General features: G+C 72.2%; 15 protein-coding genes and 1 tRNA gene. 4 read left to right on the top strand and 12 right to left on the bottom strand.

The genetic code is table 11. The features are described 5' to 3' along the window. The 6 genes from ABZU53_RS01175 to ABZU53_RS01150 form a co-directional block, all read right to left on the bottom strand. Nucleotides 1-1452 carry a sigma 54-interacting transcriptional regulator gene (locus ABZU53_RS01175; RefSeq protein ID WP_355063103.1) on the bottom strand — a complete coding sequence of 484 codons (1452 nt, stop codon included), beginning with the start codon at nt 1450-1452 and terminating at the stop codon, nt 1-3. A gap of 66 nt (nt 1453-1518) precedes the next feature. Further along, nucleotides 1519-2598, bottom strand: a complete 1080-nt coding sequence (locus tag ABZU53_RS01170) for a hypothetical protein (RefSeq protein WP_355063101.1) — start codon at nt 2596-2598, stop codon at nt 1519-1521. 76 nt (nt 2599-2674) lie between these two features. Next, entirely contained in the window at nt 2675-3325 is a 651-nt protein-coding gene (locus ABZU53_RS01165; protein ID WP_266249167.1) for a response regulator transcription factor, read from the bottom strand. After that, nucleotides 3322-4566: a histidine kinase gene (locus tag ABZU53_RS01160; RefSeq protein WP_355063099.1), complete on the bottom strand. Its 1245-nt coding sequence runs from the start codon at nt 4564-4566 to the stop codon at nt 3322-3324. The genes ABZU53_RS01165 and ABZU53_RS01160 overlap by 4 nt, the downstream gene beginning before the upstream one ends. Nucleotides 4567-4621: 55 nt before the next feature. Then, nucleotides 4622-5128, bottom strand: coding sequence for a hemerythrin domain-containing protein (locus ABZU53_RS01155; RefSeq protein ID WP_354860788.1), 507 nt, complete (start codon nt 5126-5128; stop codon nt 4622-4624). Continuing rightward, nucleotides 5125-6105, bottom strand: a complete 981-nt coding sequence (locus ABZU53_RS01150; protein ID WP_355063098.1) for an aldo/keto reductase — start codon at nt 6103-6105, stop codon at nt 5125-5127. Before ABZU53_RS01150 ends, ABZU53_RS01155 begins: the two co-directional genes overlap by 4 nt. A gap of 70 nt (nt 6106-6175) precedes the next feature. Here ABZU53_RS01150 and mgrA point away from each other — a divergent pair, with 70 nt between their 5' ends. Next, nucleotides 6176-7171, top strand: coding sequence for an L-glyceraldehyde 3-phosphate reductase (gene mgrA, locus ABZU53_RS01145; protein ID WP_354860792.1), 996 nt, complete (start codon nt 6176-6178; stop codon nt 7169-7171). A 28-nt stretch (nt 7172-7199) separates the two neighbouring features. Here the strand turns inward: mgrA and ABZU53_RS01140 are convergent, their stop codons facing one another. Continuing rightward, the gene (locus ABZU53_RS01140; protein ID WP_355063096.1) at nt 7200-8111 is read right to left on the bottom strand and encodes a lytic polysaccharide monooxygenase; all 912 of its coding nucleotides are present in this window, start codon (nt 8109-8111) and stop codon (nt 7200-7202) included. A gap of 140 nt (nt 8112-8251) precedes the next feature. Here ABZU53_RS01140 and ABZU53_RS01135 point away from each other — a divergent pair, with 140 nt between their 5' ends. Beyond that, on the top strand, nt 8252-8374 hold the full coding sequence (locus tag ABZU53_RS01135) for a 50S ribosomal protein L36 (RefSeq protein ID WP_030490864.1): 123 nt from the start codon (nt 8252-8254) through the stop codon (nt 8372-8374). Nucleotides 8375-8442: 68 nt separating this feature from the next. Here the strand turns inward: ABZU53_RS01135 and ABZU53_RS01130 are convergent, their stop codons facing one another. From ABZU53_RS01130 to ABZU53_RS01110, 5 genes are all read right to left on the bottom strand, one after another. Next, on the bottom strand, nt 8443-11718 hold the full coding sequence (locus ABZU53_RS01130) for a S8 family serine peptidase (protein ID WP_355063094.1): 3276 nt from the start codon (nt 11716-11718) through the stop codon (nt 8443-8445). A 115-nt stretch (nt 11719-11833) separates the two neighbouring features. Next, nucleotides 11834-12487, bottom strand: coding sequence for a hypothetical protein (locus ABZU53_RS01125; RefSeq protein WP_355063092.1), 654 nt, complete (start codon nt 12485-12487; stop codon nt 11834-11836). 8 nt (nt 12488-12495) lie between these two features. Continuing rightward, entirely contained in the window at nt 12496-12978 is a 483-nt protein-coding gene (locus tag ABZU53_RS01120) for a sigma-70 family RNA polymerase sigma factor (protein ID WP_354860799.1), read from the bottom strand. A gap of 437 nt (nt 12979-13415) precedes the next feature. Next, nucleotides 13416-13488: transfer RNA gene (locus tag ABZU53_RS01115), tRNA-Ala, on the bottom strand. 88 nt (nt 13489-13576) lie between these two features. Continuing rightward, complete coding sequence (locus tag ABZU53_RS01110) at nt 13577-14167, bottom strand: YqgE/AlgH family protein (protein ID WP_234583082.1); 591 nt, start codon at nt 14165-14167, stop codon at nt 13577-13579. 172 nt (nt 14168-14339) lie between these two features. Here ABZU53_RS01110 and ABZU53_RS01105 point away from each other — a divergent pair, with 172 nt between their 5' ends. Continuing rightward, nucleotides 14340-15140 carry an S-methyl-5'-thioadenosine phosphorylase gene (locus ABZU53_RS01105; RefSeq protein WP_355063090.1) on the top strand — a complete coding sequence of 267 codons (801 nt, stop codon included), beginning with the start codon at nt 14340-14342 and terminating at the stop codon, nt 15138-15140. Nucleotides 15141-15282: 142 nt separating this feature from the next. Then, entirely contained in the window at nt 15283-16878 is a 1596-nt protein-coding gene (gene mdlC / locus ABZU53_RS01100) for a benzoylformate decarboxylase (protein WP_355063088.1), read from the top strand. Nucleotides 16879-16905 lie beyond the last annotated feature (27 nt).

The following is a 16905-nucleotide window of genomic DNA, read 5'->3' as shown; positions in this document are numbered from 1 at the left end:
TCAGCCCCGGCCGCCGTAGACGGTGCGACCCGAGTCGGTCACGTCCTTGCCGAGCCGACGGGTCAGGTGCAGCCCCTCCAGCACGAACTCGACGGCGGCGGCGGCCTCCTCCGGGGTGGGCGCGTCGCCCAGACCGAGCCGGTCCAGCACCTTGGCCAGGCCGGGCACGGTGCCCACCTGGCGCAGCAGCTCGGTGGAGCCGACCAGCTCGCCGGTCTCGATCGCCGTCCCGTCCTCGACCAGGGCGGTGAACCCGGACAGGTCCAGGCCGGCCAGGTGGGCGCGGAACGTCTCGGCGGTGGCGGTCCGCAGCAGGTGGGCGAGGATCTCGATCTCCCGCCCCTCCTCGCCGCTCTCGAACTCCACCTTGCCGCGCAGCGTGCTGGTCACCGACACCGCGTCGCCGACCCGCGCCACCGCGGCCTCGGGCCGACCGTCCGGGTTGCCGGAGGCGGCGAGCAGGCCGGCGCGACGCAGCGCGGCACCGGCGACCGTCTCGGCGGCGGCGATCGCGAACCGGGCGGAGACGCCCGAGCGCGGGTCCACCGACGGGGACTCCCGCACCGCGCGGGCGAACCGGGCCAGCACCTCCAGCACGTGCTCCGGGACGGTGGCCACCAGGTCGGCCTCCTGGCGGATCAGCGCCAGCTCCAACTCCAGGTCGACCGGGTAGTGGGTACGGATCTCGGCGCCGAACCGGTCCTTGAGCGGGGTGATGATCCGGCCCCGGTTGGTGTAGTCCTCCGGGTTGGCGCTGGCCACCAGGAGCAGGTCCAGCGGCAGCCGCAGCTGGTAGCCGCGGACCTGGATGTCCCGCTCCTCCAGCACGTTGAGCAGCGCCACCTGGATCCGCTCGGCCAGGTCGGGCAGCTCGTTGACGGCGAAGATGCCCCGGTTGGTACGCGGCACCAACCCGAAGTGGATGGTCTCCGGATCACCGAGGGTGCGTCCCTGGGCGATCCGGATCGGGTCGACGTCACCGATCAGGTCGCCGACGCTGGTGTCGGGGGTGGCGAGTTTCTCGCCGTAGCGCATCGAGCGGTGCAGCCAGCCGATCGGCAACTCGTCGCCGGCCTCGGCGACCTGGGCGACCGACGCGGGGGTGAGCGGGTGCATCGGGTGCTCGTTGAGCACCGAGCCGGGAATCACGGGGGTCCACTCGTCGAGCAGCCCGCCCAGCGCGCGGATCAGTCGGGTCTTGCCCTGGCCGCGCTCACCGAGCAGCACCATGTCGTGCCCGGCGAGCAGAGCCCGCTCGACCTCGGGCAGGACGCTGTCGTCGTAGCCGACGATGCCGGGGAAACGGGTCTCGCCGGAGCGCATCCGGGAGAGAAGGTTGTCGCGGAGTTCCTTCTTGACGGTGCGGTACTGGTGACCGGCCGCGCGCAGCGCGCCGAGCGTGCCGGGCAGGTCGGCCGGTGGAACCGGGATTACCGGGGTAGGCGCAGTCACCCGAGTAACGCTAGCTCACATTCGCGGGGGCACCCCGGGCATCGAGGGGCACCCCCGCTGCCACCGTCAGCCCCGGCCGCAGCGCCCGCAGGCCCCCCGGCGGCGCAGGTGGTACGCGTAGGTCGCCGCGGCGAGCGCCACGCCCCACAGCGGCCAGAGCAGCATCGGCGCCCCGGTCAGGCTGACGCCGCCGCCGGTGAGTTCCCAGAACCTGGGGTTGCTGAGCAGCCCCAGGCTGGCCGCGGTCACCGCGATGGCGACCAGGGTGGCCGGCACCACGGCCAGCAGCACCGGCACCCGGCGACCGGCGAGCCCGACCATCCAGCGCGGGAACCGCTCGCCCCAGCGCTGCACCAGCCCGAGGGTGAGGATCGCACCGACGGTGGCGAACGCGCCCAGCCCGAACCCGGCCCAGACCAGCCCGCTGTCCTGCATCTCGGTCAGGAACTCGCGGGAGATGCCGAGCGGGATGCCGGCCGCCCAGGCGAACCGGGTCGACGCGTACGTCAGGGGAATCGCCGCCGCGATGCCGGCGGCCCACCGACCCCAGCGCGCGGCGGCGGCCGGGGTGGTCCACCCCCGGTCGGTGTCGTCCCGCCCGCAGCCGACGCAGGCCCCGGCGGTGCGGCGCTGCCAGACGAGCACCGTCCCGGCCAGCAGCAGCCCGCCGGCCAGCGCGGCGAACCGGCCGAACAGCGCCCAGTTGATGACGTCGGAGTACTCGACCGGCGGCCAGCCGAAGGGCGCACCGACGATCAGGATCGGCAGGTAGCCGAGGACGATCAGCACCCGCGCGTCCGGGACGACCACGGCGAGTCCGAACGCCACCGCCCAGCCGTAGCCGGCCAGCAGCGCCCGCAGCGGACCGGGCGGGCGGACCGCCGGGCGGCTCATGGCCAGGGCGGCCACCGCGGCGGTGAGCAGGACGCCGGCGAAGAGCGGGGTGGCCAGGTCCACCGGCACCAGGCGCAGCAGGTTGACGTCGCCGCCGTGCGTGTCGTTCGCGCCGAACGGATAGCCGGCGCCGGTGAGTGTGCCAACCAGGGCGAGTACGCCCCACAGGCCGAGCCAACTGGCGGCCAGTGGGGCGAGCCGGTCCGGCCAGCGGGAGTCGGAACGGGGTCGGGATGCAGTGATCGTCGCCATGCTCCCAGCCTCGACCGACAGCCGGTCGAATCCCTCCCGGCCGGCGGTGAACCCGCTCCCCCGGGTGGGGGACCGATCAGCCGGACGGGGTGACGAAGCCGGACTCGTAGGCGGCGATCACGGCCTGCGTGCGGTCCCGGACACCCAGCTTGGCCAGCACGTTGCCGACGTGCGTCTTGACCGTCTCCACCCCGACCACCAGGTGCGCGGCGATCTCCGGGTTGGACCGGCCGGTGGTCATCAACCGCAGCACCTCGGCCTCCCGCTCGGTGAGCCGGGCGGCACGCAGTCGGTCGCCACCCGCCGGCCCGTACGCCCCGACAAGCTGGCGGATCGCGGCCGGGAAGAGCAGCGACTCGCCCGCCGCGACGACCCGGACCGCCTCGACCACCTCCGCCGGCCGGGCCCGTTTGAGCAGGAAGCCGGAGGCGCCGGCGCGCAGCGCCTCGTAGACGTACTCGTCGTTGGCGAACGTGGTGACCACCAGCACCCGGGGCGGGTCGGCGGAGGTGGCCAGCAGGTGCCGGGTGGCCTGAATGCCGTCGATGCCGGGCATCCGCACGTCCATCAGCACCACGTCCGGGCGGTGCCGGGCGACCAGGGGCGGCACCTCGGCGCCGTCGGCGGCCTCGGCGAGCACCCGCAGATCGGGTTGGGCGTCGATGATGGCCCGCAGCCCGACCCGGATCAACTCGTCGTCGTCGACGATCAGCACACCGGTGGTCATCGCGCGTCCTCGTAGGGCAGGCGGGCCCGGATCAGCCAGCGGTCGCCGTCCGGCCCCACGGTGAGTCGGCCGCCGAGCAGCAGCACCCGTTCCCGCATGCCGTCCAGGCCCCGGCCGGACCGCCCCGTGTCGGCCCGGTCGGGGCGGCTCATCGTGTTGACCAGTTCCAGCTCCAGCGCGTCCGGCCGCAGGTCCAGGCGCAGTGTCACCGGCCCGTGGCCGTAGCGGGCGGCGTTGGTCAGTCCCTCCTGGACGATCCGGTAGCCCTCCCGGGAGACGATCGCGGGCAGTCGTGCCGGGTCGCCGACGCGCTGCGCGTGCACGGTCAGCCCGGCCGCTCGGGTGTCGGCGACCAGCCGGTCCAGGTCGGCGAGGGTACGTTGCGGCGCCGCCGAGGGGCGGTCGCCGCCGGTCTCGCGGAGCAGCCCGAGCACGTGGTCCAGCTCGTCCATCGCGGTCCGCCCGGCCTCCTCGATGGCGGTGAGCGCCCGCCGGACGAACTCCGGATCGCTGTCGAGCACCTCGCGGGCCGCGCCGGCCTGGAGGGTGGCCACGGTCAGCGCGTGACCGACCGAGTCGTGCAGTTCCCGGGCCAGCCGGTTGCGTTCGGCCAGTCGGGTGGCCCGCGCCTCCAGCGCGGCGATCCGCTCGGCCTGCGCGGGGCCGAGCAGCACCGGCGCCATCGAGACGGCGAGCGCGCCGAGCCCGGCGACGGCGTAGCCGAGGCCGACCAGCAGGGCCACCCCGGTCAGCGTCAGCCAGCCGCTGTCCCGTCCGTCCAGCGGCCCGAACCGCTCCTGGCTGGTCAGCTCGGCGCCGACACCGAACTGCTGGGCGATGAACGCCAGCGCCATCGGCAGGGCGCTGAACAGCGCGATCATCACCAGGGCGCCGACGATGAGGTGCGTGGCGATCCAGAGCGCGCTGCGCAGGCGGCTCTCCCGGTCGCCGCGCCGCCCCGGCGCGGGGTCGGGCAGGTCGACGCCGAGCAGCGCCCGTACGGCGGCGATCTCCAGGGCCCGGCTGCCGTCCAGCAGCAACGGCACCACGGCGATCAGCACCGCGATCACCAGCAGGACGTAGACCAGCGGGCGGGGAATCTCCGAGTCGGTGAGCATCTGCGCGAAGGTCACCGCGAGGACCCCGTACGGCAGCGCCAGCACACCACCGAGCAGCAGGAACACGCCGCGTCGCCAGGTGCTGCCGGCCACCAGCGGGGCCAGTGCCGCGCGGAAGGTCATGCGGTCATTCTGCTGCCGTCACCCCGAGGTGCGACTCCCCCGCACCGGGGAGATCTCAGCGGTGGTCGGCGACGTACCCCTGGGGGTCCTTGTCGCGGAACCGCAGGTCGCGGCCGTTCTTGTGCTCGCCGTAGAACATCAGCCAACGCTGGCCCAGCTCGGCGCGCAGTTCGAAGCTGGCGTGCCGGCGGAAGTCGGGCAGCGCCTCGTCCTCCTCCTCGGCGAGGTGTTCGCTGTTCTCCCGGCGGGCCGTGCCGACGGCCTCCCACCAGGGCTTCGAGCCGACCGGGTGCAGCTTGGACTCGGCGATGGCGTCCCGGATCTTGTTGTGGTCGCCGATCGCGTCGGCGGTCTCGTCCTCGCCGTCGTCACCGTGCTTGACCAGGTGCGGGTAGAGGATCGCCTCCTCCGCCTCGGCGTGGATGTCCAGGTGCAGGGCGAGTGCCTCCCAGATGGCCAGCAGCTCCTGCTCGTCGCGGGCGTCGTCGAGGCGGGCGAAGCCGCGCCGGAAGGAGGCGTGGTCGTCCAGGATCAGTGCGGTGATGTCGTCCACTGTGCTCATTTCTCCGTCGGGCCGGCGATCCGGTTACGCAGCATCCGGGGCAGCGCGGCGAGCCCGGTGACCGGGCGGAACCGCTTGGCGGCCTCGGCCAGGGCCGCGTACTCGTCGTCGGTGAGGTCGAGGTCGGCCGCCGCGGCGTTGCGTTCCATCTGCTCCACGCCTGACGCGCCGGGAATGGCAAGCACGTTCGGGTGACGCAGGAGGTACGCCAGCGCGATCTGGCTGGGGGTGGCGTCGTGTGCCTCGGCGACCTGGCGCAGCGTGTCGATCAGGACGGCGCCCCGCTCCAGGTTCTCCGGCAGGAAGTACGGGTTGGCGCGGCGGACCGCGCCGGTCGGCGGGTTCTTCGCGTCGTACCGGCCGGACAGGAAGCCCTGCGCCAGCGGGCTGTACGCGATGACGACCCGGCCGGTCTGCCGCGCGTACGGCAGCAGGTCCTGCTCGGGCGCGCGGTCCAGCATGCTGTAGCGGACCTGGTTGCTGAGCACCCGCCGGCCGAGTGCGGCCTCGGCGACCTGCCAGCGGCGCAGCCCGTAGTTGCTCACCCCCACCTCACCGACCAGCCCGACGTCCTGCAGGGCCCGCATGCCGCGCATGGTGGTGTGGTCGGCGACCAGCGGGTTGGGCTGGTGCACCTGGTAGAGGTCGATGCTGGTGACGCCGAGGCGGGCCGCCGAGGCGACCGCCCGCTGCTGCACCACCGCGGCCACCGGCAGCACGGGGAAGATCTTGCTGGCGACCACGACTGTGGGCCGGTCGTCGCCGAGCGCCGCGCCGAGGATCCGCTCACTGCGCCCGAACCCGTAGATCTCCGCGGTGTCGAAGACGGTCACGCCCAGCTCGACGGCCCGCCGGACGATCTGCGCGGCCCGCTGCTCGAAGTCGGGGCCGTAGCCCCACTCGCGGGAGCCGAACTGCCAGGTGCCGAGGCCGATCTTGGAGAGCGGTTTCGGGGTGTCGAGGGCGATGAACCGCATGGCCTCGAAACTACCCGGTTGTCCCGGTTTTCACGCCCGATCCCCGGCACCACCGGCCGGAGCTACGCTCATGATCGTGACCTACCTCGCCGCGGATGACCGCTACGACACCATGACCTACCGGCGCAGCGGACGCAGTGGCCTGCGGCTGCCCGTCGTCTCTCTCGGGCTCTGGCACAACTTCGGCCCGGACCGCCCGTTCGACCGCCAGCGCGACATCGTGCGACGCGCCTTCGACCTGGGCGTCACCCACTTCGACCTGGCCAACAACTACGGCCCGCCGCCCGGTTCGGCCGAGGAGAACTTCGGCCGGCTGCTCGCCACGGACCTCAAGCCGTACCGGGACGAGCTGGTCATCTCCAGCAAGGCCGGCTACCTGATGTGGCCCGGCCCGTACGGCGAGTGGGGCTCGCGCAAGAACCTGATCTCGTCGCTGGATCAGTCGCTGGGCCGGATGGGCCTGGACTACGTCGACATCTTCTACTCGCACCGCTTCGACCCGGACACCCCCCTCGAAGAGACGATGGGTGCGTTGGACGCGATCGTCCGCTCCGGCAAGGCGCTCTACGTGGGCGTCTCGAACTACAACTCGGAGCAGACCGCGCGGGCCGCCGCGATCCTGCGCGAGCTGGGCACGCCGCTGCTGATCAACCAGCCGTCGTACTCGATGCTCAACCGCTGGACCGAGGCCGACCGCCTGCTCGACACCCTGGAGCAGGTCGGGGCCGGCTGCATCGCGTACAGCCCCCTCGCTCAGGGTCTGCTGACCGACCGCTACCTGGGCGGCATCCCGGCCGACTCGCGGGTGCGCACCAGCGTCTTCCTCAACGAGAGCGACCTCAGCGACGAGAAGATGGCCACCATCCGAGGGCTCGGCACGGTCGCCGAGCGGCGCGGCCAGTCCCTCGCGCAGCTCGCGCTGGCCTGGGCGCTGCGCGACCCACGGATGACCAGCCTCATCATCGGTGCGAGCAGCGTCGAGCAGTTGGAGACCAACATCGCCGCCGTGAACAACCTCGACTTCACCGCCGAGGAGCTGGCCGAGATCGACCGGCTGTTGAGCTGAGCGCCGTCGGGTCGAGCGGCGGGCCGGATCACCAGATCCGGCGCCGCCCGGCCCGGTGGTTGCGGACCTCGCACTGCCGTCCCACCGGTGCCGCCGCGCCGCGTCGTCGCCGGCCCACGCCGACCAGCGCCAGGACCAGCACGACGGCGGCACCGGCCAGCACCGGCCACCGCCCGCCGAGGTCGGTCACCGACGCCACCGGCACGCCCGGGTCGGCCGCCGCCGCCACCGCCGCCGGGTCGGTGGCGGCCGGCTGGCTGGCGGCGGTACGCGGAGCAGCCGACGCCGCCTTCGTCGCACTCTTCGTCGCGTCGCTTCGCGCCGTGCGGAACACGACATCCGAGCAGGAGTAGTAGGTGTCCGGGGTGTTCGAGTTCTGCCAGATCGTGTAGATCAGGTGCCGGCCGCTGCGGTCCGCCGGCAGCCGGCCCGCCAGCTGGTACGCCCCGCCCCGCACCGGCGGGTCGGTCCGGGTCAGAAACGGACGCGACTCCAAATCCGACCAGGTCAGCGGCTTGCGGGGGTCGTAGTCGGGCTTGGTGACGTAGAGCCGGAAGGTGCCCCGGTGCTCGATCGTCGTCCGGTATCGGAAGGTGAACGTCGCGCCCGTGGTCAACTCGGTGCTCGGCCAGTCGGTGCGGGGCAGGTCCAGCCCCCGGTACGCGGACAACCCACCGCTGCACAGCTCGCCGTCCGGGATCCGTTCCCGGTCCCGACCGTTGATGGCCGCGACGCGTACGTTGTCCCATTCCCGTACCGCCGCGCCCGCCGCCACCGCCGCCCGACAGGCCGCACTGGCGGCGTGCCGGCCCTCGGGCCCACAGGCCGCCGCCCGGCTGATCGGGTCGGTAGGGGCGCCGTGCGCCCAGGCGGGCGCCGCGCCCAGCGGTGCGGCCGCCACCGCGACCAGCACAGCGGCGAGCACTCGACGCACGCTCATGGCTTGACCTCCCGCGCAGTGGTACGGACGCGGGACGCCAAAGGTTCGACCGCCCGGGGCCCGGGAATCGCCCGGTGGGCCTCGGCGTTTCGATAGGCGGTACGGATTTCAGGCCAGACCCCCAGGCCGAGGAGGCAGACATGAAGGTACGTAGCTCGTTGCGTGCGCTGAAGCAGAAGCCGGGTTCGGTGGTGGTCCGTCGTCGCGGCCGGGTGGTCGTGGTGAACCGCGCGAACCCGCAGTGGAAGAGCCGTCAGGGCTGATAACAGACTTATCGGATATATCCGCCGGGGCGGATGCGGCACGATGCCCGCATCCGCCCCGGCGCTGCTTACTTGACGGCGTACGCGCGGATCACGGTCACCGTGGCGGTGTTTCCCGTGCGGTCGGTGGCGTTCACGCGCAGGGAGAGGTAGCCGGCTGCCGGGTTGGTGACCCGCAGCGTCCGTCGGTCGGCGCTGACCGAGGCGGACCGCCAGGTCTTCCCGTCGTCGACCGAGAACTGCGCGGTGAGCGTGCGGTTGGCGGTGGCCGCCGAGCCGGCCAGCGGCGTCACGGTGACCGGCACGGTGAAGGTGCCGGCCGGCGCGGCGTTGTTGCTGTCCAAGGACGGGCTGAACCGTACCGTGGACAGCGGCAGCCGCGTGTCGCCGTTCGCCGAGGAGAACGTCCACAGCCCGCTGACCGCGGTGCTCAGCCGGTGCGGCGCGGGGCTGGTGGCCGACATCTCCAGCCGGTAGTCGCGTCGCTCCGCCGGCACCGCGAACTCGCCGTCGAGGGATGTGGTTTCGCCGATCAAGGCACCACCGGCGTACAGGGCGGTCCGGGCGCTGTCCGTCAGGTATCGCTGGCCCCAGTGTCCGGCGCCCTCGCCGAACAACGGGATGCTGGCCTCGATCGTGTCGCCCTTGCGGAAGACGGTGTCAAGGTCGCCGTCGGCGACACCGGGATCCAGGGGCGCGAAGACGGCCCTGTTCCAGTCCTGCTGGTAGACCCGACCGGCCGTGAACGCCTGCGCCGGTCCGGCCGTCTGCGTGACCCGCTCCGGCCCGTACTCCGGGTCGGTCTGCACCTGCTGCTCGAAGGTGGTGCTCCACTGCACGCCGCCCTGCGTGCCGAGATATTCGGTGCGCTCGAACGGCAGCGAGAACGGCAGGCCGACGGTGCCGCCACTGACCGTGCCGACGACCGGCCAGTTGTACTTCGCGCCGGTGGCGCCGTCGGCCTCGCGGGCATAGTGAGCCTTCACCGTGGCCAGTTCGGCCGCGGTGACCTGCTTGTCGAAACCGGTGTAAAAGACCCCCTGGCGGGTGTACGAGGTTTCGTACGTGTAAGGGCTGTCGAGGAACCCTTCGGCGTCGTTCTTCCACCGGGCGAAGACGCTGGAAATCGAACTCTGGAACCCGGTCACCGCGGTCGCGGGGCCGATCTGGCCGACGTGCAGGTCGCCGGGCACCACGGATTCCGTCGTGAAGCCGGCATTCCGGCCCGTCCAGTACGCGTCGACCTTGGCCGTGGCCTGCCGGGCGTCCGCGCGAGGAACTCTAATGGTGACCGGACCGGCCTGGCGGGCGTCCAGCGTCACGGTCCTCGTGGCGTCGGCCACGAAGCTGGTCTGCACCAGCATGGTGGTGTCCGTCTCGCCGTAGACATTGCCGATCAGGCCGTACCTGCCCTTGGGCAGCCGCACCGTCTGCGCCTCCTCGCCGTCAAAGAGCTGGTACGACTGAGGGGTGTCCAGCCCGATGAGGAGGTCCCAGTAGTTGAGGTTCAGCAGCCCGTCCCGGCCGAAGTGGCGGAACGTGACGTCGTAGCTCTCCACCTCGCGCTCGACCGCCGTCGGGGTCTCGACCCGGACGTCGCCGGGGGCGGTGGCCACGACCCGGGCGCTCCGGATCCCGTCCGGACCCTCGCCGCGGGTGTCGGACGTGACGGTCGTCGTCGCGGTCCCGCCGGCCGGCACGGTCAGGCTGGTCGCGGCGACCGTGAAGGTGTCCGCGTCGCCGTCGACGGCCACGGTCAGGGTGACCGGCGTGGTTCCGCCGTTGCGGTAGGTGAGGGTCTTCGTGACCGGCGTGTCGTCGGTGTGCGGCCACTCCTGCTCGCCGAAGCTGACACTGCCCTCGTCCACCGAGATCGTCTGACGCACCGCCCGGGCAACGTCGAGCCGCCCGGCGCCCTGGGCGAACACGTCGATCCCCTCGCCCGGTTGCGCGGCGCCCATCAGCAGCGTCTTGCGCTGACGCGATGACCAGCCGGGGTGCTGCTGGGTGACGATGGCGGCCGCGCCGGCCACCATCGGTGTCGCCATCGACGTGCCCGACAGGCTCGTGTACCGGTCGGAGACCGGGGCACCCGCATGTCCGGCGGCGGCCCGCGCCGCCACGATGCCCACACCGGGTGCGGTGATGTCCGGCTTGATCGCCCCGTCACCGAGGCGCGGACCACGGCTCGAGAAGCCGGCCAGGTGATCCTGGTCGTCGACCGCGCCGACCGCCAGTCCGGAGTCAGCGGCGGCCGGCGATCCGATCGTCCGACTGCCGAGCAGGCCTTGATTGCCGGCCGAGAGGACGAACAGCGTGCCGTATGCCGCGGTGAGGTCCTCAACCGCCTGCTCCAGCGGGTCGACCTCGGGGGAGTCGGGGCCGCTCAGGCTCATGTTGACCACCGGGGCCTTCTGGGCGGCCCACTGCATCCCGGCCAGGATCGCTGACTCGTCGCAGTAGTTGCCCTCGCACACCTTGCCCACGGCGAGCTTCGCGCCCGGCGCCACACCACGGTACTTGCCGCCTGAGGCGGCGCCGCTGCCGGCGATGATCGAAGCGACGTGCGTGCCGTGGCCGTCGATGTCGTCCGCCGCGGAACCCTCGAGGAAGTTCTCGTTCGCCACGATCCTGCCGGCGAAGTCCGGGTGTCCGGCGTCGATTCCGCTGTCGAGCACCGCCACCGTCACGCCGGTGCCGTCCAGGCCCTGCTGCCAGGCCGCCGGCACGCCGACCTGCGCCACGGCGGTGTCGAGGGCGAGCGTGCGCTTACCGTCCAACCAGACCTTGTCGACGCCCGGGCTCAGGGACCGGTCAGTGGCGGCACCCCGGGTCAACGAATTCCACAGGTCGGCCTTCTTGGCGCGCGACGCACGCACCGCCAGCATCCCCAGCCCAGAAATGTCACGACTCACTCGGGCGCTCGCCTCGACTGCTGCCCGCGCGTTCGCGCTCTTCTCGTACGAGAGAAGCAGCGGCAGGTCCCGGTCGCCGGTGTAGCCGAACTCGGTAAGTGCCGTGAGGTCGAACAACCGCTTGTCCAGCCGACCCTGGCGCAGCAACGGCAGCGCGTCGACCGGGATCACGAGGCGGTGACCCTCGCTGGTCTGGTTCACGAAGCGGACTCCGGCACGACCGGGCGCGCGCTCGATGGCGGTGCCGCCCTGCGCGGAGACGACGACCCGGTCACCCGTGATCAGCGTGATGCTGACCGACTCCGACGCGCGACTCCCCTTCTGCGCGGGGGCCGGTGCCGCCTCGGCGCCGGCGGGCGTGGTGGCACCGAGTACCGCCGCGATGGTCCCGGCCAGCAGAGCGGCTGCGACGTTGCGTCTACGAATCACGAGTTCTTCACCGACAGGTCACACATGGGCTTTCCTCTCAGGACTCAAGGAGATGGTGAAACGCGAAAACGCCGGTCCGCTACGGATCGAGTCCGTAACGGACCGGCTCTCGGGCTCAGCTCGCGACGGACCGGCAGTTCATCGGGGCGTCCTTGGGCACCAGGGCCCAGGCCACCTTCGCGTAGCCCTCGCCCTTGTGCACCGGGAAGACACTGAAGTACAGGACGCTGCCCTTCGGCATCTTCGACGGCGCGATCACCCACTCCGAGTCACCGGACACGCCGTCCTCGTCGACCCCGGGGATCCGCTCGAACGTCAGGACGTCCTTGATCTGGGGCAGTTCCCTGCCCTTTGGCGTACACAGGAGATCCGGCTTGACGACGGCCGGAACGCCGGCGTCGGCCAGCGCCTTCTCCAGCGCATCGGGATCGATCACCTGCTTGGACCTCAGGCGCAGCTGCACCGAGCCGTCCGCCTGCCTGACCACCGAGAACGCCGCCGGTTCCATGGCCGGCGCCGTGGCGTCACCCGCCGAGGCCGCCGGCGCCGCGGTGCCGCCGGCCGGTGACGAGCCGGAAGGGCCGAAGCCGATCGGCAGGGCCAGCGCGATGGCGGCCAGGGCGGCGAGTCCCCCACCGGCGGCCACACCGAGCACGCCACGGTTACGCCGGCGGGCCCGGCCGCGCTTCTCGATCGCCTCGACCGGACGGTCCATCCGCACGCCGGAAAGAGTTTTTCTCATCGCGTTGAGCACCTCATCCTCGTTCATTTCGAGTCCTAACTGGTCACGGGCACGAATTGCGCCCGCAGGGTCGCTGTGGCGCGAGACAGGTGGACGGCTACGGTCCGCGGTGAGATGCCCAGTTCGTCGGCCACGGTGTTGGCGTCCAGGTCAAGCCAGACCCGCAACACGATCACTTCGCGTTGCCGTTTCGGCAGCCGACGAATGGCGCTCAGCATCGCCTGGTCGACGTCGTGAACGTCGTCATCCGGCCGGGGCAGGTCGTGGCCGTCGAAGGCGACCTCGCGCCGACGCCGCCGCCACCAGGACACCCGGACGTTGAGGGCGGTACGCACCACCCACGCCGTCGGTGCCGGATGCCGACTCACCTTCCGCCAGGATGCCCAGGCCCGCGCGAACGCCTCGGCGACCAGATCCTCCGCCAGCGCTCGATCACCCGTACTGGCCAGTACGGCACGCAGGCAGTTGTCCCGGCAGCGCTGGTAGAAGTCCGCGAAGTCCTTCCGTTCTTGCTCCACACCTGGCACACGCATGAGCACCGTGATTCATTTACCGCAGCCGGAAAAAGATTTGCACGAGGCCCGTCGACGGGGCCCGGTGGTCGCGATGGTCCGCAGGCCCCGCAACACCGATCGATGAACATGCTCAGTCCAGAGCATGATGCCATCGACCAGCTCCACCGCGCGCCGGTCAGGCGGCGTCAGGGGGCGACGGTGCGCGGAGAAGACAGGTCAGCGACCCGACGGCGTACGCGCAGGTTCGTGGCCGGCGCGGTTGGGTGTTCGGTCGCTCGCTCTCCAGCGCCGGCACCCTCGGCACGGTGACAAGGCTCGGTGTCGGCGACTGGCCGAAGGTCACCCTGGACGACGACGGGGACGGCCTGGTCACGTGGAACGCCCGGGTAAAGCCGAACGCCCTGGCAGGGAATGATCCCCGCCAGGGCGTTTCGCAAGGGTGGAGCCGAGGGGACTCGAACCCCTGACCCCCACACTGCCAGTGTGGTGCGCTACCAGCTGCGCCACGGCCCCTTGCTGTCGTCCCGGTCGCCCGGGCACTGGGAAACTATACACAGACTGGCCGGCATGGTCATCTCGCGGGGGTCCCCGCCCAGCCGGGTCAGTTGAGGGCCACGTCCGGGGGGAAGTGGGCGACGGCGGCCATCATGCCGCCCTGCCGGCGCAGCACCATCGGCCACAGGTCGTCCGGGCGGTCGACGAAGGCGTCGCCGGGCAGAGCGTCCAGCAGGAACCAGGACCCGTCGGCGATCTCCTGCTCCAACTGCCCGCTGCCCCAGCCGGAGTAGCCGGCGAAGACCCGGATCCCGCCGATGCTCTCCCGCAGCTTCTCCGGGTCGACCGAGAGATCGATCGTGCCGACCGCGCCGGAGACCTGGTGGAAGCCCTTGAGCCGGCGCAGCGGTTGCCGCATCCGGGCCAGGCAGATCGCCGAGTCGGGCTGCACCGGGCCGCCCTCGAAGAGCACCGCCGGGTGGCGGGCCAGGTCACTCCAGTCACCCAGCACCTCGGCGACCGGCACCTCGGTCGCCCGGTTCAGGACCACGCCGAGCGCGCCACCCGGCTCGTGGGCGACCAGCAGCACCACCGTACGGTCGAAGTTCGGGTCCTTGAGCGCCGGAGTCGCGACCAGCAGCCGCCCGGTCATCGACTCCATCGCTCGTCCGCCGATCGCCTGGCCCTCTCCCTGCATCTCACCTACCCGTCAACCGTGAGCCCGCACCGGGGATCCGTCATTCGCCGGACCCGCACGGTGCATCGGGATCAGCCGCGCTGTCAACGCCATGCCTGGCACCATAGCCTGCGTCCCCGGTGCTGGCTAAGGTCTGACCGGCGGGTGATCGGACAGTTGCGACGGAGGTTCCATGGCACCGACGGCGGACCTCGCGGTGATCGGCGGCTCCGGCCTGTACGCCCTCCTCGACGGCACCCCGCATGAGCTGGGCACCCCTTACGGTCCACCCTCGGACGCGGTGACCATCGCGGAGGTGGCCGGGCGGCGGGTCGCGTTCCTGCCCCGGCACGGTTCCGACCACCGGTACCCGCCGCACCGGATCCCGTACCGGGCCAACATGTGGGCGCTGCGGTCCCTCGGCGTACGCCAGGTGTTGGCGCCGTGCGCGGTCGGTGGGCTGCGTCCGGAGCTGGGGCCGGGCACGTTCGTGGTGCCGGACCAGCTCATCGACCGCACCAGCGGGCGGGTGCAGACCTACTACGACGAGGGCGCGGTGCACGTGCCGTTCGCCGACCCGTACTGCCCGCGGGGCCGTCACGCCCTGCTCGCCGCAGCGGCCGGCCGGGACGTCACGGCTGTGGACGGCGGGACGGTGGTGGTGGTCGAGGGCCCCCGGTTCTCCACCCGTGCCGAGTCCCGCTGGTTCGCGTCGATCGGCGGCACTGTCGTGAACATGACTGGCCACCCGGAGGCGGTGCTCGCCCGGGAGATGGCGCTCTGCTACTCCTCCATCGCGTTGATCACCGACCTGGACGCCGGGGTGCAGGCGGGCGAGTCGGTGACCCAGGACGAGGTGTTCCGGGTCTTCGCGGCCAACACCGAGCGCCTGCGGGACGTGCTGCTGGACGCGGTGGCCGCGCTGCCCGCCGAGCAGGACTGCGCGTGCGGCCGGGCGCTGGACAGCATCAAACTGCCCTTCGCGCTGCCCTGACCTGCGCCGCACGCGGCCCGGTGGGCGAGCCGGACCCCCGACGGCCGGGAAACGCCCGAAAGGTCCGTCACATCCCGATAGATTCGGCTGATCGGGAGGGCGGCCACGGTCGCCCCTGCGCGCGACACGGAGGCAGGTGACGATGGCAACGGTCCGGGACGCGACGTACGACGTGCTCCGCACCCTCGGCATGACCACCGTCTTCGGCAACCCCGGCTCCACCGAGGAACCGTTCCTGCGGGACTTCCCGGCCGACTTCCACTACGTCCACGCGCTGCAGGAGGCCACTGCGGTGGCGATGGCCGACGGGTACGCCCAGGCGGCCGGCAGGCCCGCGCACGTCAACCTGCACACCGCCCCGGGAATGGGCAACGGCATGGGCAACCTGGTCACCGCCTGGCACAACAAGACGCCCCTGATCGTCACCGCCGGCCAGCAGACCCGGGAGATGCTGCTGCTGGAGCCCCGGCTGACCAGCCGACGAGCGGTCGAGCTGCCCGAGCCGTACGTCAAGTGGAGCTACGAGCCGGTCCGCGCGCAGGACATTCCGGCGGCGCTGCTGCGGGCGTACGCGACCGCCGTGCAGCCGCCCGTCGGGCCGGTCTTCCTCTCCCTGCCGATGGACGACTGGGCCCGGCCGGCCGAGGCGCCTCCCGCGTCGCGCACGGTGGCGACCCGCTTCGGGCCGGATCCGCAGCGGTTGGAGACGTTCGCGCGGGTGTTGGCCGACAGCCGCGACCCGGTGCTGGTGTTCGGGCCCGGCGTGGACCGCTCCGGCGGTTGGCCGGCGGCCGTCGCCCTGGCCGAGCGGCTGGCCGCACCGGTCTGGTCGGCCCCCGCACCGGAACGGGCCGTGTTCCCGGAAGATCACCCGCAGTTCCGCGGGGTCCTGCCGTTCGCCATCGGGCCGCTGGCCGAAGCGCTGCGGGGGCACGACACCGTCCTGGTCGTCGGCGCCCCGGTGTTCCGCTACTACCCGCACGTCCCGGGCAACCACCTGCCCGAGGGCGCCCGCCTGCTGCACGTCACGGACGACCCGGACGAGGCCGCCCGAGCCCCGGTCGGGGACAGCCTGCTCGGCGACCCCGGGCTGACTCTCGCCGCGCTGCTCGACCTGGTTCCGGCCGCCAACCGACAGCCGCCGACGCCGCGGGCCGCTCCGGCGCCGCCGGAGGTCACCGTGCCGCTGAGCGCCGACGCGATGTTCGCCGCGCTGGCCGCACACTGGCCGGCCGACGGCGTGCTGGTCCAGGAGTCACCGTCGAATCTGTCCGCACTGCGCCGCCACCTGCGCATCACCCGGCCGGCGTCGTACTTCACGATGGCCAGCGGTGGGCTCGGCTACGGCCTGCCGGCCGCAGTCGGGGTGGCGCTGGCCGAGCGGGACACCGGGCGTCGCCGGCCGGTGGTGGCGGTGATCGGCGACGGCTCGTTCCACTACTCGGTGCAGGCGCTGTGGACCGCCGCGCGCCTGGCACTGCCCGTGGTGGTCCTCGTCCCGGTCAATCAGCAGTACGCGATCCTCAAGGCGTTCGCCGAGTTCAAGGACAGTCCCGGAGTGCCCGGCCTGGACCTGCCAGGGCTGGACATCACCGCCATCGCGGCCGGCTACGGCTGCGCCACCGAGGTGGTGCAGACCCCCGACCAGCTCGGTGCCGCCCTCGCCACCGGGCTGCGCGCCGAGGGACCCACGGTGCTGCCGGTACCGATCAGCACCGACGTTCCCACGATCCTCTGACCGAGCCCGCGCGGGCGGTCAGCGGCA

The sequence above is a fragment of the Micromonospora sp. NPDC005194 genome (assembly GCF_040608335.1).
Classification (GTDB): domain Bacteria; phylum Actinomycetota; class Actinomycetes; order Mycobacteriales; family Micromonosporaceae; genus Micromonospora.
The sequence above is the reverse complement of the archived record's forward strand: the minus strand, read 5'-3'. Positions and strand labels throughout refer to the sequence as shown.

Coding starts and splice junctions, on each gene's coding strand:
- ABZU53_RS01150 (WP_355063098.1), bottom strand. CDS start 6,105: ATGCGGTTCATCGCCCTCGACACCCCGAAACCGCTCTCCAAGATCGGC.
- ABZU53_RS01160 (WP_355063099.1), bottom strand. CDS start 4,566: ATGACCTTCCGCGCGGCACTGGCCCCGCTGGTGGCCGGCAGCACCTGG.
- ABZU53_RS01155 (WP_354860788.1), bottom strand. CDS start 5,128: ATGAGCACAGTGGACGACATCACCGCACTGATCCTGGACGACCACGCC.
- ABZU53_RS01135 (WP_030490864.1), top strand. CDS start 8,252: ATGAAGGTACGTAGCTCGTTGCGTGCGCTGAAGCAGAAGCCGGGTTCG.
- mdlC (WP_355063088.1), top strand. CDS start 15,283: ATGGCAACGGTCCGGGACGCGACGTACGACGTGCTCCGCACCCTCGGC.
- ABZU53_RS01165 (WP_266249167.1), bottom strand. CDS start 3,325: ATGACCACCGGTGTGCTGATCGTCGACGACGACGAGTTGATCCGGGTC.
- ABZU53_RS01125 (WP_355063092.1), bottom strand. CDS start 12,487: ATGAACGAGGATGAGGTGCTCAACGCGATGAGAAAAACTCTTTCCGGC.
- ABZU53_RS01110 (WP_234583082.1), bottom strand. CDS start 14,167: ATGCAGGGAGAGGGCCAGGCGATCGGCGGACGAGCGATGGAGTCGATG.
- ABZU53_RS01170 (WP_355063101.1), bottom strand. CDS start 2,598: ATGGCGACGATCACTGCATCCCGACCCCGTTCCGACTCCCGCTGGCCG.
- ABZU53_RS01140 (WP_355063096.1), bottom strand. CDS start 8,111: ATGAGCGTGCGTCGAGTGCTCGCCGCTGTGCTGGTCGCGGTGGCGGCC.
- ABZU53_RS01105 (WP_355063090.1), top strand. CDS start 14,340: ATGGCACCGACGGCGGACCTCGCGGTGATCGGCGGCTCCGGCCTGTAC.
- mgrA (WP_354860792.1), top strand. CDS start 6,176: ATGATCGTGACCTACCTCGCCGCGGATGACCGCTACGACACCATGACC.